At 63.7% G+C, this 17,452-nt stretch carries 28 protein-coding genes; 1 reads left to right on the top strand and 27 read right to left on the bottom strand.

Features of this window, described 5'->3' with window-relative positions; translation table 11 throughout:
• Positions 1-4: 4 nt before the first annotated feature.
• Positions 5-310, bottom strand: a complete 306-nt coding sequence (locus E3O19_RS11815; protein WP_134567838.1) for a PTS sugar transporter subunit IIB — start codon at positions 308-310, stop codon at positions 5-7.
• 152 nt (positions 311-462) lie between these two features.
• Here E3O19_RS11815 and E3O19_RS11810 point away from each other — a divergent pair, with 152 nt between their 5' ends.
• Positions 463-2,376, top strand: coding sequence for a BglG family transcription antiterminator (locus tag E3O19_RS11810; RefSeq protein WP_241981348.1), 1,914 nt, complete (start codon positions 463-465; stop codon positions 2,374-2,376).
• 24 nt (positions 2,377-2,400) lie between these two features.
• Here E3O19_RS11810 and E3O19_RS11805 read toward each other — a convergent pair whose 3' ends face one another.
• The 26 genes from E3O19_RS11805 to E3O19_RS11680 form a co-directional block, all read right to left on the bottom strand.
• Positions 2,401-2,730 carry a PTS sugar transporter subunit IIB gene (locus E3O19_RS11805; RefSeq protein WP_134567834.1) on the bottom strand — a complete coding sequence of 110 codons (330 nt, stop codon included), beginning with the start codon at positions 2,728-2,730 and terminating at the stop codon, positions 2,401-2,403.
• 192 nt (positions 2,731-2,922) lie between these two features.
• Entirely contained in the window at positions 2,923-3,753 is an 831-nt protein-coding gene (gene map / locus E3O19_RS11800) for a type I methionyl aminopeptidase (RefSeq protein WP_134567832.1), read from the bottom strand.
• An 80-nt stretch (positions 3,754-3,833) separates the two neighbouring features.
• On the bottom strand, positions 3,834-4,418 hold the full coding sequence (locus E3O19_RS11795) for an adenylate kinase (RefSeq protein ID WP_134567830.1): 585 nt from the start codon (positions 4,416-4,418) through the stop codon (positions 3,834-3,836).
• Positions 4,415-5,737: a preprotein translocase subunit SecY gene (secY, locus tag E3O19_RS11790; RefSeq protein WP_134567828.1), complete on the bottom strand. Its 1,323-nt coding sequence runs from the start codon at positions 5,735-5,737 to the stop codon at positions 4,415-4,417. The genes E3O19_RS11795 and secY overlap by 4 nt, the downstream gene beginning before the upstream one ends.
• Positions 5,738-5,835: 98 nt before the next feature.
• A complete protein-coding gene (gene rplO / locus E3O19_RS11785) occupies positions 5,836-6,399 on the bottom strand; it encodes a 50S ribosomal protein L15 (protein ID WP_134567826.1) in 564 nt (187 codons plus the stop codon).
• Positions 6,399-6,581, bottom strand: coding sequence for a 50S ribosomal protein L30 (rpmD, locus tag E3O19_RS11780; RefSeq protein ID WP_174774564.1), 183 nt, complete (start codon positions 6,579-6,581; stop codon positions 6,399-6,401). The genes rplO and rpmD overlap by 1 nt, the downstream gene beginning before the upstream one ends.
• Positions 6,581-7,252 carry a 30S ribosomal protein S5 gene (rpsE, locus tag E3O19_RS11775; RefSeq protein ID WP_134365623.1) on the bottom strand — a complete coding sequence of 224 codons (672 nt, stop codon included), beginning with the start codon at positions 7,250-7,252 and terminating at the stop codon, positions 6,581-6,583. The genes rpmD and rpsE overlap by 1 nt, the downstream gene beginning before the upstream one ends.
• 35 nt (positions 7,253-7,287) lie before the next feature.
• A complete protein-coding gene (rplR, locus tag E3O19_RS11770) occupies positions 7,288-7,659 on the bottom strand; it encodes a 50S ribosomal protein L18 (protein ID WP_134508213.1) in 372 nt (123 codons plus the stop codon).
• A 2-nt stretch (positions 7,660-7,661) separates the two neighbouring features.
• On the bottom strand, positions 7,662-8,198 hold the full coding sequence (gene rplF, locus E3O19_RS11765) for a 50S ribosomal protein L6 (protein WP_134567824.1): 537 nt from the start codon (positions 8,196-8,198) through the stop codon (positions 7,662-7,664).
• A 6-nt stretch (positions 8,199-8,204) separates the two neighbouring features.
• Positions 8,205-8,603: a 30S ribosomal protein S8 gene (rpsH, locus tag E3O19_RS11760; protein WP_134363327.1), complete on the bottom strand. Its 399-nt coding sequence runs from the start codon at positions 8,601-8,603 to the stop codon at positions 8,205-8,207.
• Positions 8,604-8,721: 118 nt separating this feature from the next.
• A complete protein-coding gene (rplE, locus tag E3O19_RS11755) occupies positions 8,722-9,324 on the bottom strand; it encodes a 50S ribosomal protein L5 (protein ID WP_134567822.1) in 603 nt (200 codons plus the stop codon).
• Positions 9,324-9,683, bottom strand: a complete 360-nt coding sequence (gene rplX / locus E3O19_RS11750) for a 50S ribosomal protein L24 (RefSeq protein ID WP_134567820.1) — start codon at positions 9,681-9,683, stop codon at positions 9,324-9,326. The genes rplE and rplX overlap by 1 nt, the downstream gene beginning before the upstream one ends.
• Positions 9,684-9,686: 3 nt before the next feature.
• Positions 9,687-10,055: a 50S ribosomal protein L14 gene (rplN, locus tag E3O19_RS11745; RefSeq protein WP_134508221.1), complete on the bottom strand. Its 369-nt coding sequence runs from the start codon at positions 10,053-10,055 to the stop codon at positions 9,687-9,689.
• 33 nt (positions 10,056-10,088) lie between these two features.
• Positions 10,089-10,388 carry a 30S ribosomal protein S17 gene (rpsQ, locus tag E3O19_RS11740; protein ID WP_104100961.1) on the bottom strand — a complete coding sequence of 100 codons (300 nt, stop codon included), beginning with the start codon at positions 10,386-10,388 and terminating at the stop codon, positions 10,089-10,091.
• Positions 10,389-10,390: 2 nt separating this feature from the next.
• The gene (gene rpmC, locus E3O19_RS18600; protein WP_134567818.1) at positions 10,391-10,738 is read right to left on the bottom strand and encodes a 50S ribosomal protein L29; all 348 of its coding nucleotides are present in this window, start codon (positions 10,736-10,738) and stop codon (positions 10,391-10,393) included.
• Positions 10,738-11,157, bottom strand: coding sequence for a 50S ribosomal protein L16 (gene rplP, locus E3O19_RS11730; RefSeq protein ID WP_134508227.1), 420 nt, complete (start codon positions 11,155-11,157; stop codon positions 10,738-10,740). Before rplP ends, rpmC begins: the two co-directional genes overlap by 1 nt.
• Before the next feature lie 2 nt (positions 11,158-11,159).
• The gene (gene rpsC / locus E3O19_RS11725; protein ID WP_104100964.1) at positions 11,160-11,921 is read right to left on the bottom strand and encodes a 30S ribosomal protein S3; all 762 of its coding nucleotides are present in this window, start codon (positions 11,919-11,921) and stop codon (positions 11,160-11,162) included.
• On the bottom strand, positions 11,921-12,286 hold the full coding sequence (rplV, locus tag E3O19_RS11720; RefSeq protein WP_134369265.1) for a 50S ribosomal protein L22: 366 nt from the start codon (positions 12,284-12,286) through the stop codon (positions 11,921-11,923). The genes rpsC and rplV overlap by 1 nt, the downstream gene beginning before the upstream one ends.
• A 26-nt stretch (positions 12,287-12,312) precedes the next feature.
• Complete coding sequence (gene rpsS / locus E3O19_RS11715; protein WP_104100966.1) at positions 12,313-12,594, bottom strand: 30S ribosomal protein S19; 282 nt, start codon at positions 12,592-12,594, stop codon at positions 12,313-12,315.
• Between the two features lie 9 nt (positions 12,595-12,603).
• Positions 12,604-13,443 (bottom strand): 50S ribosomal protein L2, encoded by an 840-nt coding sequence (rplB, locus tag E3O19_RS11710; protein WP_134508229.1) that lies wholly within the window; start codon positions 13,441-13,443, stop codon positions 12,604-12,606.
• 25 nt (positions 13,444-13,468) lie between these two features.
• The gene (gene rplW, locus E3O19_RS11705; protein ID WP_134508231.1) at positions 13,469-13,771 is read right to left on the bottom strand and encodes a 50S ribosomal protein L23; all 303 of its coding nucleotides are present in this window, start codon (positions 13,769-13,771) and stop codon (positions 13,469-13,471) included.
• Positions 13,771-14,421 (bottom strand): 50S ribosomal protein L4, encoded by a 651-nt coding sequence (gene rplD / locus E3O19_RS11700; RefSeq protein WP_134567816.1) that lies wholly within the window; start codon positions 14,419-14,421, stop codon positions 13,771-13,773. Before rplD ends, rplW begins: the two co-directional genes overlap by 1 nt.
• A gap of 4 nt (positions 14,422-14,425) precedes the next feature.
• On the bottom strand, positions 14,426-15,085 hold the full coding sequence (gene rplC / locus E3O19_RS11695; protein WP_134508235.1) for a 50S ribosomal protein L3: 660 nt from the start codon (positions 15,083-15,085) through the stop codon (positions 14,426-14,428).
• Between the two features lie 8 nt (positions 15,086-15,093).
• Positions 15,094-15,402 carry a 30S ribosomal protein S10 gene (gene rpsJ / locus E3O19_RS11690; protein WP_035834607.1) on the bottom strand — a complete coding sequence of 103 codons (309 nt, stop codon included), beginning with the start codon at positions 15,400-15,402 and terminating at the stop codon, positions 15,094-15,096.
• Between the two features lie 514 nt (positions 15,403-15,916).
• Entirely contained in the window at positions 15,917-16,897 is a 981-nt protein-coding gene (locus E3O19_RS11685) for a hypothetical protein (protein WP_134567815.1), read from the bottom strand.
• Positions 16,898-17,088: 191 nt separating this feature from the next.
• A complete protein-coding gene (locus E3O19_RS11680; protein WP_134567813.1) occupies positions 17,089-17,298 on the bottom strand; it encodes an Rv0909 family putative TA system antitoxin in 210 nt (69 codons plus the stop codon).
• Positions 17,299-17,452: the final 154 nt, after the last annotated feature.

Raw genomic sequence — 17,452 nt, 5'->3', positions numbered from 1 at the left:
CAGGTCAGCCGATCAACGTTCCGAGGGCGGCATCGAGCGCCTCGTTACCGTCCCGTTCGGTGAAGATCGTGTTCGGGAGCAACGCGCAGCCGGCGCCCGCCCGTTCGGCCTGGGCCTTGAACTCATCGAAGCGGGCAGCAAGGTGCGGCCCGACCAGGAGCACGTCAACCCCGTCGAGGGCATCGGGCAGGTCCGACTCGCTGCCCGCCGACACCTCAAGGTCGAGGTCGCGGTCGGCTGCGGTCCGGCGTATCCGGAGGGCCACGAACGTGCTGGACACACCCGCGCCGCAGACAATCAAAATCCTCATCGATTCACCTTTCGCCGTAGCGCTGAAACCAGTCTGGCCAGATCGCCCGCACCGGGCCACCACATCCTTTTCCGCACCCCCGGAAGCGGGTCTGAGCGGATCGAACGGGCCAGGCGTGCTTGACTACAAGCGGATTGATGGAGCTGTGTGCAATGAGCGATAAACAGACACGGATGCTGGACTACCTGTCGCAGACGCTGGCCTGGGTCACCGCCGGCGAGCTTGCCGACCTCCTGGGCGTCACACCTCGCACCGTGCGGAGCTACATCACGGTGCTGAAGGCGGCCGCGCATCCGCTCGAGGTCGTCGAATCGGGCGCCGCCGGCTATCGGCTCGACCGGGAGGCCTACGCCGCGTACCGGACAGTGCGGCGGTCCAACGTCGAACCGGAGACCCCGCAGAACCGGTTGTACGCGCTTGTGCGGCGGCTCACCGAGGCGGAGGCGGGGCTGGACGTCTACGACCTGTCCGAAGAGCTCTTCGTCAGCGACTCCACAGTCGACGCCGACCTGGCCAAAGTCAGGCAGCTGCTCCCGGACACCGGGCTCACCCTCAGCCGCCACGGCAGCGTGGTCACCCTCAAGGGCTCCGAGACGGACCGCCGCCGCCTCCTCAGCCGGATGTTCCGCGAGGAGAGTTCCCGCGGCCTGCTCGAACTCGAGGCGATCCAGAAAGAGTTCGCGTCCGAGAGCCTGGGTGCGTTCAAGACCGACCTGATTGCGATGCTCGATTCCCAGGGCTACTTCGTCAACGAGTACGGCACCAACGATGTGCTGTTGCACGTGGCCATCGCGATAGACCGGGTGACCAGGCGCACCGCTCCCGTGTTCGCGACCGCCCCGGCCGGCCCTCCGGACGACATGACCCTGGCTCTGTCCACCCTGGTCACGCGGCATTTCCAGGTGGAGCTGGGCGGTGGGGACCTCGACTATCTGGCGGTGCTCCTCAAAACCAGGGTGATCACGCCCGGCCACGACAAGCCGGCCGCCGTGTTGATCGAAAGCTTCGTGCGCGCTGAAGACCTCGAGTCGGTGCGCCGGATCGTCGGCCAGGCCGGTGAGGAGTTCCTGGTCGACCTGGTCGAGGAAAATTTCATCGTTCGCCTGACACTGCACGTTCGCAACCTGATCAACCGTGCGCAGGAACGCTCGTACTCGCATAATCCGCTCACCCGGTCGATCAAGACGAGCTATCCGATGATCTACGAGTTAGCGGTGTACATCGCCAGCGCCCTGCAACGCCAGGAGAGCATCGTCATCAACGACGACGAGATCGCCTACATCGCCATGCACGTCGGAGCGCACTTGCAGCAGCAGTCCCGTCGGGAGGACCTGGTGAGTTGCGCCCTGGTCTGTCCGAACTATTACGACATGCATGTGCTGCTGCGGGAGCGGATCGAACGGGTGCTGGGCGATGAACTCGAGGTCGTCTCGGTGATCACCCGCAGCGACGTCGAATGGGCAGCGATCGAGGCTGACCTGGTGCTCACCACCATCGATCCGCTGGCGCCCTCCGAGGGCGTCATCGTGATCCAGCCGTTCCTCACCGAAGGCGACATCGAACGGGTCCGGAAGGCAGCCAGCCGCATCCGCCGGATGCGTCGCCGGGCCCACCTCAAGGACGACCTGCTGCAGTTCTTCGACGAGTCCCTGTTCTCTCACAACTTCTACGCCGCCGACGAGAGCGCCATGATCAGGGCCCTCGGCGAACGGATGCTCGTCCAGGGCACCATCGGCCAAGACTACATCGACGGCGCCATCGAACGCGAGCTGATGTCGTCGACGGCGTTCACCGACAATCTCGCTGTGCCGCATTCGATGTCGATGACGGCGAACCAGACCTCGATTGCGGTCGTCGTGAACGACTCACCGATGGACTGGGGTGAGAACCGGGTCAACGTGGTGGCCCTGGTGGCGTTCAGCAAGGAGGGTCGCCGCAGTTTCCAAACCGTCTTCGACCAGTTCGTCGAGGTGTTTTCAGACCGGTCCGACGTGCAACGGCTGGTGAAACGGTCCGTGGACTTCGCCTCCTTCATCGACGAGCTCGTTCACCTGATGGACCAGTAGCCGCCGGTAAGAACCAGCCGCGGCTCAGGCCGTGGTGTCCACCCAGCTACGGGACTTGAAGGCGTAGATGGCCGCGTCGAGCGCGTCCTCGCCGTTCTGGGAGGCGAAGACGGTGGCCGGCAGAAGGGCGATGCCGACACCCGCCCTGATCGCCTGCGCCCGGATCTTCTCGTAGCGAGGCGCCAGGTGAGGGCCGACGAGCAACACATCGATCGGCCCGAGCGAGCCGGGAAGGTCGGATTCGCTTCCCGCGTGCACTGAGACGTCAAGGCCTCGAACAGTCGCCGTGTGGCGGACGCGGTGTGCCACGAAGGCGCTGGAGGCTCCGGCACCACAGACGACGAGGATCTTCATTGACGTGCTCTTTTCTCTTGGCGGGTTTGACCCGCCTCAATCCTCTCGCTTCCGGCGCGCCGCTGCCACCCGACGGGTGCCGTTCCTCCCACCCATTCGCGAGAGTGCACTTTTCGCCCTTTCCAGGCCCTTGGGTTCAGAAAAAAGTGCACTCTCGCGGTACCTGCACGGGGTTCGGCGGCGGTGCCTGGTCTACGGGATCGGCACCGGGATGATGCCGAGGGGCGCCAGACCGGCGGCGCCGCCGTCTTCGGCGGTGAGCACCCAGATGCCGTCCCTGTGCACGGCGACGCTGTGTTCCCAGTGCGCGGCGGCAAGGCCGTCGCTGGTCGCGACCGTCCAATCGTCGTCCCGCACATACGTTTCTATCGACCCCAGCACGACCATGGGCTCGATCGCGACGACCAGGCCGGGCTTGACGTCCGGACCCTTCTGCCGCACCCGGTAGTTGAACACCGGTGGGGCCTCGTGCATGGAGCGGCCGATGCCGTGGCCGACGTAGTCCGTCAGGATCCCGTACTGTCCCTGGGATTCGACGTAGTCCTCGATGGCCTCGCCGACCTCGTTCAGGTGGCGCGCGACCGCCAGCCTGGCGATGCCGTGCCACAGGGACTGCTCGGTCACGTCCGAGAGCTTCTGACGCTCCGCCACGAGATCGGGCCGGCTCGGGTCGGGAATGACGAAGCTGAAAGCCGCGTCACCGTTCCACCCGTCGAGGATGGCGCCGCTGTCGATCGACACGAGGTCACCGGCCGCGAGGACGCGTGAACCGGGGATGCCGTGCACGACGTCGTCGTTGACCGACGCGCAGACCGTGTGGTGGTAGCCGTGTTCGAGTTTGAAGTTCGGCTGTCCGCCCAGCGCCACGATGGCAGCCTCTGCTGCGGCGTCGATCTCCAGGGTGGTCGCCCCGGCCCGGATCGCGGCGCGGGCCGCGCCCAGGGACGCGGCCGTTGCCAGGCCCGGAGCGAGCATGAGTCGCATCTGCGCCGGCGACTTGTAGATGGAACGTCGAAGGCTCATGGTGTCGATCCCTGCATTGCTGATTATCGTTCGTGAAGTGCCGGCGGGTATGCCCGGTCGGCGGTTCTCGGGCCGCCGGGTCAGACGGTGAGGACGCCCCGCGCGGCGAGAGCGTCGAGGATGCGCGCGGTGACCTCGTCCACGGCGCCGAGGCCGTCGACGGTGACCACGATGCCGCGGGAGCCGTAGATGTCGATCAGCGGGGCAGTCTGCTCCGCGTAGACGTCCAGCCGGTGCCGGATGACCTCAGCCGTATCATCGGCGCGGCCCTGCTCGGCTGCACGCTTGAGCAGCCGGGCGACGACCTCATCGGTGTCGGCGACGATCTGAACGACGACGTCGAGAGCGGTGCCCTCGGCCTCGAGCAGGCGGTCCAGTTCCTGCACCTGTTCGAGGGTGCGCGGGTATCCATCCAACAGGAAACCCTCTGCTGCATCGGCCTGGCGGAGGCGGTCACTGACGATCGCGTTGGTCAGGGAGTCGGGCACGTACTTGCCGGCGTCGATGAACTCCTGCACCTGGATGCCGAGCGGGGTCTTGTTCTTCACGTTGTAACGGAAGATGTCCCCGGTTGACACCGCGGGAATCGAGAAAGCGACGGCCATCCGTTCGGCCTGCGTGCCCTTGCCTGCCCCGGGCGGGCCGATCACAAGAAGACGAGTCATCGGAGGAGCCCTTCGTAGTGGCGCTGCTGGAGTTGCGAGTCGATCTGCTTGACCGTCTCGAGTCCGACGCCGACGATGATCAGGATGCTGGCCCCACCGAACGGGAAGTTCTGGTCGGCGCCGATCGCCGAGAAAGCGATGAGCGGCAGCAGCGCGATCAATCCAAGGTACAGGGCGCCGGGCAGGGTGACCCGGGTGAGCACGAAGTCGAGGTACTCGGCCGTGGGGCGTCCCGCTCGGATCCCGGGGATGAAGCCGCCGTACTTCTTCATGTTGTCGGCGACCTCTTCGGGGTTGAAGGTGATCGCGACATAGAAGTAGGTGAAGCCGACGATGAGCAGGAAGTACAGGAGCATGTAGAGCGGGTGATCGCCCTTGGTCAGGTTGTTGGTGACCCAGGTCACCCAGGCGGCGGGCGACTGGCCGGCCGCAGGCTGGTTGAACTGTGCGATCAGGGCGGGCAGGTACAGCAGGGACGAGGCGAAGATGACGGGCACGACGCCGGCCATGTTCACCTTGATCGGGATATACGTGTTGTTGCCACCGTAGGTACGGCGGCCGACCATCCGTTTGGCGTACTGCACGGGGATCCGCCGCTGTGACTGCTCGACGAAGACCACGGCGGCAACCACGAGCAGGCCGACGACGATCACGATCAGCAGGATGTCGAGGCCCTTCTGCTGGCCGATCGAACCGAGCGAGTTCGGGAAACGGGCCGCAATCGAGGTGAAGATGAGCAGGGACATGCCGTTGCCGATGCCGCGCTCGGTGATGAGCTCGCCCATCCACATGATCACGCCGGTGCCGGCGGTCATGGTGATGACCATGAGCATGATGGCGTACCAGGCGTCATTGGTGATCAGTTGCGAGCACTCGGAGCTGGCGGAGGTGCCGAAGAGGGCTCCACTGCGGGCCACCGTGATCAGCGTCGTCGACTGGAGGATGCCGAGGGCGATGGTGAGGTAGCGCGTGTACTGGGTCAGGGTGCTCTGACCGGACGCACCCTCCTTGTAGAGGGTTTCAAAGTGTGGGATGACCACGCGCAGCAGCTGCACGATGATCGAGGCCGTGATGTACGGCATGATGCCCAGCGCGAAGACGGACAGCTGCAGCAGTGCGCCGCCGCTGAACAGGTTGACGAGCTCGTAGAGGCCGCTGGTTCCCTGGTTCGCGGCAAGACATGCTTGTACGTTGCCGAAGTCCACGAAGGGCGCCGGGATGAATGAGCCCAGGCGGAACAGGGCAACGATCCCCAGGCTGAACGCGATCTTCTTGCGAAGGTCGGGCGTGCGGAATATCCGCGCAATGGCGCTGAACACAATGCCTCCAGTTGATAACGTGAAAAACGAGCTTGTCGAGACCGGCATCGAAAGATTTCGATTGGTGGCCTCGACAAGCTCGTTCAGCGTCTACGGACTTACTTGATTGAGCCACCTGCAGCGACGATCTTCTGCTCTGCTGAGCCGGAGACCTTGTCCACCGCAATGTTCAGCTTAACGGCAATGTCACCGTTGCCGAGAACCTTGACCTTCTCGTTGTCGCGAACCGCGCCCTTGGCGACCAGGTCGGCGATGGTTACATCGCCGCCGTTCGGGTAGAGCTCGGCAAGCTTCTCCAGGTTGACGACCTGGTACTCGACGCGGAACGGGTTCTTGAACCCGCGCAGCTTCGGGGTGCGCATGTGCAGGGGCATCTGCCCACCCTCGAAGCCGACGCGCACGTTGTAGCGTGCCTTCGTGCCCTTGGTGCCACGACCCGCGGTCTTACCCTTGGATCCTTCACCACGGCCAACGCGCATCCGTGACTTCTTGGCGCCGGCAGCAGGACGAAGGTGGTGTACCTTCAGGACCTGCTCGCGCTTCTCGGCGGGAGCAGCCTTGACGGCAACCTTGGCGGCAGCAGCCTTCTTGGGGGCTGCGGCCTTCTTCTCGGTGGCGGGCTTGGCGGCTGTCTTCTTGACAGCGTCCTTCTCGTCAGCCATTAGTCAATCTCCTCGACCTTCACGAGGTGAGCAACCGTGTTGACATAGCCGCGGTTCTGCGAGTTGTCCTCGCGGATCACGACAGCGCCAATGCGCTTGAGACCCAGGCTGCGAAGCGTGTCGCGCTGGTTCTGCTTCTCACTAATTTTGGACTTGATCTGTGTCACTTTGAGGCGAGCCATCAGGCACCTGCCTTTGCTGCCGCTGCGGCTGCTGCCGCTGCGGCGTCGGCACGCAGGAAGCGCGCCGGGGCAACGTCTTCGTACGCGAGGCCGCGGCGAGCCGCAACCGCACGCGGCTCTTCGAGCTGGTGCAGCGCCTCGACGGTGGCGTGGACGATGTTGATGGTGTTCGACGAGCCGAGCGACTTGCTCAGCACGTCGTGGATGCCGGCGCACTCGAGTACGGCGCGCACCGGGCCGCCGGCGATAACGCCGGTACCTGCTGCGGCCGGACGGAGCAGAACGACGCCTGCAGCGGCCTCACCCTGAACGGGGTGCGGAATGGTCAAGCCAACGCGGGGAACGCGGAAGAAGTTCTTCTTCGCTTCCTCGACGCCCTTGGAGATCGCGGTAGGCACTTCACGCGCCTTGCCGTAGCCGACTCCGACCAGTCCGTTGCCGTCTCCGACGACGACGAGGGCGGTGAAGCTGAAGCGACGACCACCCTTGACGACCTTGGATACGCGGTTGATGGTGACGACGCGCTCCAGGAACTGGCTCTTGTCGGCATCGCGGCTACCGCGGTCCTTGTTGGGGTTGCGCTCACGGCCACCACGACGAGCCTCACGGGGCTCGTTCTGTGGGGGCGTCGTCGACGCAGCAGTTTCGACGGGTGCCTCAGCGGCCACCACGTTCTCCTTAGTTGCTGTGCTTGCAGTTTCAGTGCTCACAGGTTCAATCCACCCTCTCGAGCTCCCTCGGCGATGGCAGCGACGCGTCCCGCGTACTTGCTGCCGCCACGGTCAAATACGACGGCTTCGATACCGGCGGCCTTCGCGCGCTCGGCGACGAGTTCGCCGACCTTGCGGGCCTTGGCGGTCTTGTCACCATCGAAGGTGCGCAGACCGTCTTCGAGCGTGGACGCCGACGCAAGGGTGAAGCCCTTGCTGTCGTCGACGACCTGCACGAACACGTGGCGAGCCGAACGGGTCACGACGAGACGCGGCCGAAGCGCGGTCCCCTCGATCTTCTTGCGAAGACGTGTGTGCCTGCGTCCGCGGGCAGCAGCCTTGCTCTTACCTCTAGTTCCGAGACCCATGGTTATTTACCACTCTTTCCGGCCTTGCGGCGAACAATCTCGCCGGCGTAACGCACACCCTTGCCCTTGTAGGGCTCTGGCTTGCGAATCTTACGGATGTTGGCGGCGACCTCGCCGACGGCCTGCTTGTCGATGCCACCGACCGTGAGGCGGTTGACGCTCTCCACGGTCAGGGTGATGCCGGCGGGCGGGTCAACGAGGACCGGGTGCGAGAAGCCGAGGGCGAACTCAACCGAGCTGCCCTTCTGGGCTGCGCGGTAACCGGTACCGACGATCTCGAGGGACTTGGTGTAACCCACGGTCACCCCGATGATCTGGTTGGCGATCAGCGTGCGGGTCAGTCCGTGCAACGAACGCGACGCGCGCTCGTCGTCCGGGCGAGTGACGACAACGTGGCCGTCCTCGATCTTGACCTCGATCGGGTTCGCGACGGTGAGCGAGAGCTCGCCCTTCGGACCCTTGACGCTGACGAGGCGGCCTTCAGCGGCTACCGTGACATCCGCGGGGATCGGGATGGGAAGTCTTCCGATACGTGACATCGTCGACTACCACACGTAGGCGAGAACTTCTCCGCCTACGCCCTTCTTCTCGGCCTGGCGGTCGGTGAGCAGACCGCTGGAGGTGGACAGGATGGCAACGCCGAGGCCACCGAGAACGGTGGGGATTTCGGTCGACTTCGCGTACACGCGCAAGCCGGGCTTGGAAACCCGCTTGATGCCTACGATGGAGCGCTCACGGTTCGGACCGAACTTGAGGTTGAGCGTGAGGGTCTTGCCGACCTCTGCATCCTTGACGTCCCACGCCGAGATGTAACCCTGGGCCTTGAGGATGTCTGCGATGTTCGCCTTGAGCTTGCTGTGCGGCATGGACACGGTGTCGTGGAACGCCGAGTTAGCGTTGCGCAGTCTGGTCAGCATGTCTGCGACCGGATCTGTCATTGTCATTTTCGCTTGCCTTTCTCGCCTGGTTTCGTTCATCCGTTACACGGGTGACGACCTTGGTCGTTGTGGGGCTGGACAGCTGTCCAGCCCCCGGGGTGTACTACAAGGAGCCGAAGCTACCTTACTTGGTGTTCTCGGCCGTCTTGAACGGGAAGCCCAGCGCCTTGAGCAGCGCGCGTCCTTCTTCGTTGTTCCTGGCCGTCGTCACAACCGTGATATCCATACCGCGGATACGGTCGATCCGGTCCTGGTCGATCTCGTGGAACATGACCTGCTCTGTGAGACCGAAGGTGTAGTTGCCGCTGCCATCGAACTGTTTGTCCGACAGGCCGCGGAAGTCACGGATACGGGGAAGCGCGAGGCTGAGCAGCCGGTCGAGGAACTCCCACATGCGGTCGCCACGGAGTGTGACGTGCGTGCCGATGGGCTGTCCTTCGCGCAGTTTGAACTGCGCGATCGACTTGCGTGCCTTGGTGACCTGCGGCTTCTGACCGGTGATCTTGGTGAGGTCGGCGACGGCGCCATCCATGATCTTGCCGTCGCGAGCTGCCTCGCCGACACCCATGTTGACAACGATCTTGACCAGGTTCGGAACCTGGTGAACGTTGGTGAAGCCGAGGTCCTTGGTGAGCTGGGCGGTGATCTCATCGCGGTACTTCTGCTTCAGGCGCGGCAGGACTGCCGGGACGGTTGCTTCGGCCGCTGCTACTGCAGTGTCGGTCATCAGAGGTCCTTCCCTGACTTCTTGGCGTAACGGATGCGGACGGTCTTGGTGACCCCGTCCTTCGTCACGTCTTCGAGGCGAACGCCGACGCGAGTCGGCTTCTTGGTCTCCGGGTCGACGATGGCCACGTTGGACACGTGAATCGGCGCCTCCATGGTCTCGATGCCGCCGGTCTTGGTGCCGCGCTGGGTCTGGCCAACACGAACGTGCTTCGTGACGAAGTTGATGCCCTCGACGAGGACCCGGTTCTTCTCCACGAACACGGCGATGACCTTGCCCTGCTTGCCACGGTCGCCGCCGCGGGATTGGGTGCGGCCGGTGATGACCTGAACGAGGTCACCCTTTTTGAGTCTGGCCATGATTTAGATAACCTCCGGTGCCAACGAGATGATCTTCATGAACTTCTTGTCGCGAAGTTCGCGACCGACCGGTCCGAAGATTCGGGTGCCGCGGGGGTCACCGTCGTTCTTCAAAATCACTGCGGCGTTCTCATCGAACTTGATGTACGAACCGTCTGAACGACGGGTCTGCTTTTTGACGCGAACGACAACGGCCTTGACGACGTCGCCCTTCTTGACGTTTCCGCCCGGGATCGCGTCCTTGACCGTGGCGACAATCGTGTCGCCCAGTCCGGCGTAGCGACGGCCGGAGCCGCCGAGCACGCGAATGGTCAACAGTTCCTTGGCACCAGTGTTGTCGGCAACCTTGAGTCGTGATTCTTGCTGAAGCACTTTTTAACTCCTTCTATCAAGCAAGCGCGAGGCTTACTTGGCCTTCTCGAGGATCTCGACCAGGCGCCAGCGCTTGGAGGCGCTGAGCGGACGGGTCTCACTGATCAGGACCAGGTCGCCGACGCCGGCGATGTTCGCCTCGTCGTGAGCCTTCAGCTTGGACGTACGGCGGATGACCTTGCCGTACAGGGGGTGCTTCACGCGGTCTTCGACCTCGACAACGATGGTCTTGTCCATCTTGTCGCTGGTCACGTAACCACGCAGCGTCTTACGGTAGCCGCGAACGAGAGCCTCAGCCTCGGCAGCGACGACCTTTTCGTCAGTCTTCGCCATGACTAGGCCTCCTTCGTCTGAGCGGCGTCGTCCGCAGCGGTGTCGTCAACCGACTCGGCTGCAGGCTTGGCCTTCTTTGTCTTCTTCTCGGCCTTTTCCGCCTTCGCGGGGGCTTCGACGGGCACGGGAGTCGGGCGAATACCCAACTCGCGCTCACGGAGAACCGTGTAGATGCGAGCGATGTCGCGCTTGACCGCACGGAGGCGGCCGTGGCTTTCGAGCTGGCCGGTGGCCGACTGGAAGCGAAGGTTGAACAGTTCTTCCTTCGCCTTCTTCAGCTCGTCGAACAGTCGCTCATTTTCAAAAGTGTCGAGCTCGACCGAGGCGAGCTCCTTGGATCCGATCGCCATTATGCGTCGCCCTCCTCGCGCTTGATGATGCGTGCCTTCAAGGGCAGTTTGTGAATTGCGCGGGTCAGCGCTTCCTTCGCGACGATGTCGGTGACACCGCTCAGCTCGAAGAGAACGCGACCCGGCTTGACGTTGGCGACCCACCACTCGACGGAACCCTTACCGGAACCCATGCGGGTTTCGGCCGGCTTCTTGGTGAGCGGGCGGTCCGGGTAGATGTTGATCCAGACCTTGCCGCCACGCTTGATGTGACGCGTCATGGCGATACGAGCGGACTCGATCTGACGGTTGGTCACGTAGGCGGGCGTGAGTGCCTGGATGCCGTACTCGCCGAACGACAGCTCAGTGCCACCGGTTGCGTGGCCTGTGCGGCCCGGGTGGTGCTGCTTGCGGTGCTTGACTCTGCGTGGAATCAACATGGTTATGCCTCAACTCCTGCTGCAACCGGTGCCGCTGCCTCTGCGCGGGGCGCACGGCGGGGTCGGTCGTCACGTCGTTCGGGGCGGGTCGACTTAGCGTTGGCCTGCTCGCGAGCGAGTTCCTTGTTGGTGATGTCGCCCTTGTAGATCCAGACCTTCACGCCGATGCGGCCGAAGGTGGTCTTGGCTTCGTAGAAGCCGTAGTCGATGTTCGCGCGCAGGGTGTGCAGTGGCACGCGACCCTCACGGTAGAACTCCGAACGGCTCATTTCGGCGCCACCGAGGCGACCGGAAACCTGGATGCGAACACCCTTGGCGCCGGCGCGCTGGGCACCCTGCAGGCCCTTGCGCATCGCGCGGCGGAAAGCCACACGAGCGGAGAGCTGCTCTGCGATGCCCTGTGCGACGAGCTGAGCGTCCACCTCGGGGTTTTTGACCTCGAGGATGTTCAGCTGGATCTGCTTGGCGGTGAGCTTCTCGAGGTCGGAGCGGATGCGCTCGGCCTCCGCGCCGCGGCGACCGATCACAATGCCCGGACGGGCGGTGTGAATGTCGACGCGAACGCGGTCACGAGTGCGCTCGATCTCGATGCGGGACACGCCGGCACGGTCGAGGCTTGTGCTGAGCAGTCGGCGGATCTTGACGTCTTCAGCAACGAAGTCGCTGTAACGCTGGCCGGGCTTCGTCGAGTCAGAGAACCAACGCGACACGTGGTCGGTCGTGATTCCCAGACGGAAGCCGTAGGGGTTTACTTTCTGACCCATTACTTCGTACCCTCCTCAGGAGTGGCGAGCACAACGGTGATGTGGCTCGTGCGCTTCTTGATCTGGAATGCGCGACCCTGTGCTCGGGCCTGGAAACGCTTGAGGGTCGTACCCTCGTCAACGAACGCCTGGCTGACGAACAGGTCCTGCTCGTCCAGGAAGGTGTTGGCTGCATCTGCCTTGACCCGGGCGTTCGCGATTGCCGAAGCAACCAGCTTGTACACCGGATCGCTCGCACCCTGGGGTGCGAACTTCAGGATTCCCAGGGCCTCGTGTGCCTGCTTGCCGCGGATCAGGTTGACAACGCGACGAGCCTTCTGGGGGGTAACGCGGATGTGACGCACGCGTGCGATCGACTCCACCATTTCTTCTCCTCCTTCACGTCCCCGCGCTAGCGGCGACGGCCCTTCTTGTCGTCCTTCACGTGTCCACGGAAGGTGCGGGTGGGCGCGAACTCGCCGAGCTTGTGCCCGACCATGCTCTCGGTGACGAACACCGGGATGTGCTTGCGTCCGTCGTGAACCGCGATGGTGTGCCCGAGCATGCCGGGGATGATCATCGAACGGCGCGACCAGGTCTTGATTACGTTCTTGCTGCTGGCTTCGTTCGCCTTGACAACCTTGCGAAGCAGGTGGTCGTCAACGAACGGGCCTTTCTTGAGACTGCGTGGCATCGTCTACTCCTACTTACGCTTCTTGCCGACGGTACGGCGACGAACGATGAGCTTGTCGCTTTCCTTGTTCGGGTGGCGGGTGCGCCCTTCCTTCTGGCCCCAGGGGCTGACGGGGTGACGTCCACCGGACGTCTTACCCTCACCACCACCGTGCGGGTGGTCGACCGGGTTCATGGCAACACCACGAACGGTCGGGCGAACGCCTTTCCAGCGCATACGGCCGGCCTTGCCCCAGTTGATGTTCGACTGCTCGGCGTTGCCGACCTCGCCGATCGTGGCGCGGCAGCGGGCGTCGACGTTGCGGATTTCTCCGGACGGCAGGCGCAGCTGGGCGTAGATGCCATCCTTCGCGACGAGGCGAACAGACGATCCGGCGGAGCGGGCCATCTTGGCGCCACCGCCCGGACGCAGCTCGACCGCGTGAATGATGGTACCGGTGGGGATGTTCTTCAGCGGCAGGTTGTTGCCGGGCTTGATGTCAGCACCGGCGCCCGACTCTACGATGTCGCCCTGGTTCAGCTTGTTCGGGGCGATGATGTAGCGCTTGGTTCCATCAAGGAAGTGCAGGAGCGCGATGCGCGCCGTGCGGTTGGGGTCGTACTCGATGTGAGCGACCTTGGCGTTGACGCCATCCTTGTCGTTACGACGGAAGTCGATCAGACGGTACTGGCGCTTGTGTCCACCACCGATGTGACGGGTGGTGATGCGACCCTGGTTGTTACGGCCACCGGTCTTGGACAGGGGGCGAAGCAGGGACTTCTCCGGGGTCGACCGGGTGATCTCTGCGAAGTCTGCAACAGATGAACCGCGACGACCAGGAGTCGTGGGCTTGAACTTACGAATAGCCATTTCTTATTCCTCTAGTCCGCGCCGCTTAGCCGACGGCCGTGAAGATGTCAATGGAACCGGACTTGAGCGTGACGATGGCACGCTTGGTGTCCTTGCGCTTGCCCTGACCGAACTTCGTGCGACGCGTCTTGCCGATCCGGTTCATGGTGTTGATCGAAGCGACCTCCACCTTGAAGATCTTTTCGATCGCGAGCTTGATCTCGGTCTTGTTGGAGCGCGGGTCCACGATGAAGGTGTACTTGCCCTCGTCGATCAGGCCGTAGCTCTTTTCAGAGACGACCGGAGCGATGATGATGTCGCGGGGGTCCTTGTTGAGCGGGGTAGCCATTATGCGGACACCTCTTCCTTCTTGGTCTTGCTCTCCACGAACGCGTCGAACGCGCCCTTGGTGAAGACGATGTCGTCGCTGACGAGCACGTCATAGGCATTCAGCTGGTCCCACGGCAGAACGTGCACCGTCGGCAGGTTGCGGATGCTGCGGAGCGTCATTTCGTCCGTGCGTTCCAGTACAACCAGGACGTGCTTGCTGCTGGCGATCTGGCTGAGCAGTTCGATGGCGCCCTTGGTGCTGGGCGTCTCGGCGCTGAACAGTGCCGTCACGACGTGCAGGCGGTCGCCGCGGGCGCGGTCCGAAAGCGATCCGCGCAGAGCTGCCGCGATCATCTTTTTCGGGGTGCGCTGCTCGTAGTTGCGCGGGGTCGGTCCGTGGACGATTCCACCACCGGTCATCTGGGGGGCGCGGATCGAGCCCTGACGAGCGCGACCGGTTCCCTTCTGCTTGAACGGCTTGCGGCCTGCACCGGAAACTTCACCACGACGCTTGGTCTTGTGAGTGCCCTGACGTGCGGCAGCGAGCTGCGCGACGACGACCTGGTGGATCAGGGGGATGTTGGTCTGAACGTCAAAGATTTCGGCGGGCAGCTCAACGGAGCCGGCCTTCTTGCCCTTGGCGTCGATGAGATCGAGTGAGGTAGTCATGCGACTAGGCTCCCTTCACTGCATTGCGGACGAATACGAGGCGGCCCTTGGCACCGGGAACGGCACCCTTGACCAGCAGGAGGCCCTTGTCGGCATCAACGGCGTGAACCTTGAGGTTCAGCACGGTGACGCGCTCGCCACCCATCCGACCGGCCATGCGCATGCCCTTGAAGACACGGCTCGGGGTCGAGGAAGCACCGATGGAACCGGGCTTACGGTGGTTACGGTGTGAACCGTGCGAGGAGGAGACACCCTTGAAGTTGTGACGCTTCATGACACCGGCGAAACCCTTACCCTTGCTGGTGCCCATGACGTCGACCTTGGTGCCGGCAGCGAAGACACCGTCAACGGTGAGTTCCTGGCCCAGGGTGTAGTCAGCGGCATCCGCGGTGCGGAGCTCGGTGAGGTGACGGCGAGGCGTGACGCCTGCCTTTTCGAAGTGTCCGGCGGAAGGCTTGTTGACCTTGCGCGGATCGATGGCCCCGGCAGCGATCTGAACGCCGGCGTAGCCGTCGATCTCCTTGCTGCGGATCTGGGTGACAACGTTGGGCGAGATCTCGATGACGGTGACGGGAACGAGCTTGTTGTTCTCGTCCCAGACCTGCGTCATGCCGAGCTTCTTGCCGAGGAGACCCTTGGTGGTCTTGGTATCTGCGTAAGACATCGCGGGCCCTAGAGCTTGATCTCGATGTTGACGTCGGCCGGAAGGTCGAGGCGCATGAGCGAGTCGACTGCCTTCGGGGTCGGGTCAATGATGTCGATCAGACGCTTGTGGGTGCGCATTTCAAAGTGCTCCCGGCTGTCCTTGTACTTGTGAGGGGAACGGATGACACACACCACATTCTTCTCGGTCGGAAGCGGCACGGGGCCGACGACGGTCGCGCCCGCACGGGTCACGGTGTCGACGATCTTGCGCGCCGAGATGTCAATGACCTCGTGGTCATACGACTTAAGTCGAATGCGGATTTTCTGTCCCGCCATGTCGAACTCTCTTTCTTGTCAAGGCTTCGTACATCCCGAAGGCTGCATTGGACGCCGTAGTAGCACTGCTGCTGTCGCACCACTGTTCATCTGTCAATTTCGATTCATTGCACCGCAGCCGTTGGGCCGCACCACTTCGAACCGGCCAGCTCCCGGTCCACGCCGGAGCATGGGGAAGGCATGGTTTTACCCATGCAATCCCGGTTGTTGGTTTGAGCTCTGTTCTGCTACCCGCGGCCTAGCTGCGTATCCCGGCGTGTTGCCACGCTCGACACCAGCTATGCACTGCCTGGCAGTGATCCCGACACCGCGTGCAGCGCGGCAGTCGAAAGTGTTGAACTAGAAGAGTCTGCCACAGGCTTGACCCTTTCTGCAACCCGGGCGTGTCGCGACCGGCGTGTCGCCGCTTTCCCTGTCGTTGAGCGCGCCGCTTCCGCCGTTGCGCTCCTGGCACACCTGGCGCGCAGCGGCGCAACGGGGGCGTTCGGTCGGTCCGTACCAGCCGTCGCCCTGGTCACCAGGCGCGCAGCGCGGGCCGGGTGGTCGGCAACCCGAACTCGAGCAGGCGGGTGCGCAGCCGAACCTTGCTCACTGAGATGGAAAAGGGCCAGCGCGTGAATCCGTGCACCTGCCGCCGCACTCCGTCTTCCCTCAGTTTCTCGTCCCAGAGCACCTGCTCCGGCGTACGACCGTGACGCATCACCGAGTCGTAGTACTTCACCTTGCCGTCGGCCTCCCCCACCTTGTCTTCGTCGGGGAAATAGAAGTCGACGAAGACCTCGGCGCCGTCCACGATGAACGGATGCTGGAGCACCGGTTCCGGGAATCCGTTCAGTGCTATGTTGACGCGGCTTGCCGATTCGTTCGCCGACCCGGCCAGGTGGCTTGCGAAATCGATCACAGCGCCCGCGCGCACCGAACCACGAAATGGCAGCATTCGTTCCCACGCCTCGTAGAGGTCGGCCTTCGTGGCGAGGGCCGCCAGGTGTCCCCGGCGGTCGACAGAGAGGGCGCGGTCGGCGACGGTGACGGCCGATTGAGGGTCGAGCACGGCGGCGAGGTCGACAACCGTCCGCGCCACTGTCGTGACCTGGAGCCCGTTGACCACGGTGATGTCTCTCGGATCAATTGAGACCGCGTGCTTCCGAATGCCCGGTTTCGATCTGCCTCCCGCGGCCCGAGACACGATGAAGTGAACCTCGTTCGGTGGCCCGAAAAGGAACGGAAGGCCGAGGAGCACGGCCGCCGATTCATGGGAGAGCACGAGCTCGCTCTGCCGAGCGGCGGCCGCCGCGCAGACCAGAACGGCGTACCGTTCCTCCTGCCGGAGCGCATCCCAGTGGTCCCGAGGAAAGTACTGCCCCCGGGACACTCGGTGGTAGTCACCACTGTCCGCTCGTCGACGGAGTCGGAGATCCGCGCCGAAGGAGCGCGTGTACTCGGCCACCGAGAGCAGTCGGTCGGTCGGATTGTCGGGATGCGCGAATTGTGTCATGGGCCCACCATGGGGGCGACGCATCCTCCCCCGGCACTGCCACCATGATCTGTGGACAACGCCCGGCATCCACTACCTGTGAGCGATCTCTCCAGAGACCGAGCGCGCCAATTGAGCCGCTACGCCCCTGGCGCGCAAGGGCGAATCTGGCGCGCTCGGCTGGGAGGCCTTTCGTGAAGAGGGCCAGCGGACTACTCGTCGCCTACTTTTTCGTCGGCGGCGGCGCGGGCACCCTCGATCTGTTCCTCGACCTTGCCGCCGGTGACCTTGTTGGCCAGGTCGGCGACTCCGCCGAGCAGCGTGTCGCTGATGTCCTCGGCCTGGTCACTGTTCAGGGCGTCCTGGACTTTGTTGTCGCCCAGGAAGTCATCTGCCTTCTTGGTGATGCCTTCGAGTCCCATCGTCTTCTTCCTGTCTGGGCCTTGTCGTTGGTGCCGAACTCAAAGTAGAGGAGTCGGGTGAGGAGCGCAAGGACTGCTGGGGAGGGGCGTCGGGGACGGGCCGGATCTCCACCGGCTCGATCACCGGGACCGCTCTAACTCCGCGTGGGGCGGG

Source organism: Cryobacterium algoritolerans (assembly GCF_004402785.1).
Lineage (GTDB): Bacteria > Actinomycetota > Actinomycetes > Actinomycetales > Microbacteriaceae > Cryobacterium > Cryobacterium algoritolerans.
The sequence above is the reverse complement of the archived record's forward strand: the minus strand, read 5'-3'. Positions and strand labels throughout refer to the sequence as shown.

Bases quoted from the DNA above. Each gene is read 5' to 3' on its own strand.
- E3O19_RS11815 (WP_134567838.1), bottom strand. From the start codon at position 310: ATGAGGATTTTGATTGTCTGCGGCGCGGGTGTGTCCAGCACGTTCGTG.
- E3O19_RS11810 (WP_241981348.1), top strand. From the start codon at position 463: ATGAGCGATAAACAGACACGGATGCTGGACTACCTGTCGCAGACGCTG.
- E3O19_RS11805 (WP_134567834.1), bottom strand. From the start codon at position 2,730: ATGAAGATCCTCGTCGTCTGTGGTGCCGGAGCCTCCAGCGCCTTCGTG.
- map (WP_134567832.1), bottom strand. From the start codon at position 3,753: ATGAGCCTTCGACGTTCCATCTACAAGTCGCCGGCGCAGATGCGACTC.
- E3O19_RS11795 (WP_134567830.1), bottom strand. From the start codon at position 4,418: ATGACTCGTCTTCTTGTGATCGGCCCGCCCGGGGCAGGCAAGGGCACG.
- rplO (WP_134567826.1), bottom strand. From the start codon at position 6,399: ATGGCTGACGAGAAGGACGCTGTCAAGAAGACAGCCGCCAAGCCCGCC.
- rpmD (WP_174774564.1), bottom strand. From the start codon at position 6,581: ATGGCTCGCCTCAAAGTGACACAGATCAAGTCCAAAATTAGTGAGAAG.
- rplR (WP_134508213.1), bottom strand. From the start codon at position 7,659: ATGGGTCTCGGAACTAGAGGTAAGAGCAAGGCTGCTGCCCGCGGACGC.
- rplF (WP_134567824.1), bottom strand. From the start codon at position 8,198: ATGTCACGTATCGGAAGACTTCCCATCCCGATCCCCGCGGATGTCACG.
- rpsH (WP_134363327.1), bottom strand. From the start codon at position 8,603: ATGACAATGACAGATCCGGTCGCAGACATGCTGACCAGACTGCGCAAC.
- rplE (WP_134567822.1), bottom strand. From the start codon at position 9,324: ATGACCGACACTGCAGTAGCAGCGGCCGAAGCAACCGTCCCGGCAGTC.
- rplX (WP_134567820.1), bottom strand. From the start codon at position 9,683: ATGGCCAGACTCAAAAAGGGTGACCTCGTTCAGGTCATCACCGGCCGC.
- rpsQ (WP_104100961.1), bottom strand. From the start codon at position 10,388: ATGGCGAAGACTGACGAAAAGGTCGTCGCTGCCGAGGCTGAGGCTCTC.
- rpmC (WP_134567818.1), bottom strand. From the start codon at position 10,738: ATGGCGATCGGATCCAAGGAGCTCGCCTCGGTCGAGCTCGACACTTTT.
- rplP (WP_134508227.1), bottom strand. From the start codon at position 11,157: ATGTTGATTCCACGCAGAGTCAAGCACCGCAAGCAGCACCACCCGGGC.
- rpsC (WP_104100964.1), bottom strand. From the start codon at position 11,921: ATGGGTCAGAAAGTAAACCCCTACGGCTTCCGTCTGGGAATCACGACC.
- rplV (WP_134369265.1), bottom strand. From the start codon at position 12,286: ATGGTGGAGTCGATCGCACGCGTGCGTCACATCCGCGTTACCCCCCAG.
- rpsS (WP_104100966.1), bottom strand. From the start codon at position 12,594: ATGCCACGCAGTCTCAAGAAAGGCCCGTTCGTTGACGACCACCTGCTT.
- rplB (WP_134508229.1), bottom strand. From the start codon at position 13,443: ATGGCTATTCGTAAGTTCAAGCCCACGACTCCTGGTCGTCGCGGTTCA.
- rplW (WP_134508231.1), bottom strand. From the start codon at position 13,771: ATGGCTACCCCGCTCAACAAGGACCCCCGCGACATCATCATCGCTCCG.
- rplD (WP_134567816.1), bottom strand. From the start codon at position 14,421: ATGACTACCTCACTCGATCTCATCGACGCCAAGGGCAAGAAGGCCGGC.
- rplC (WP_134508235.1), bottom strand. From the start codon at position 15,085: ATGTCTTACGCAGATACCAAGACCACCAAGGGTCTCCTCGGCAAGAAG.
- rpsJ (WP_035834607.1), bottom strand. From the start codon at position 15,402: ATGGCGGGACAGAAAATCCGCATTCGACTTAAGTCGTATGACCACGAG.
- E3O19_RS11685 (WP_134567815.1), bottom strand. From the start codon at position 16,897: ATGACACAATTCGCGCATCCCGACAATCCGACCGACCGACTGCTCTCG.
- E3O19_RS11680 (WP_134567813.1), bottom strand. From the start codon at position 17,298: ATGGGACTCGAAGGCATCACCAAGAAGGCAGATGACTTCCTGGGCGAC.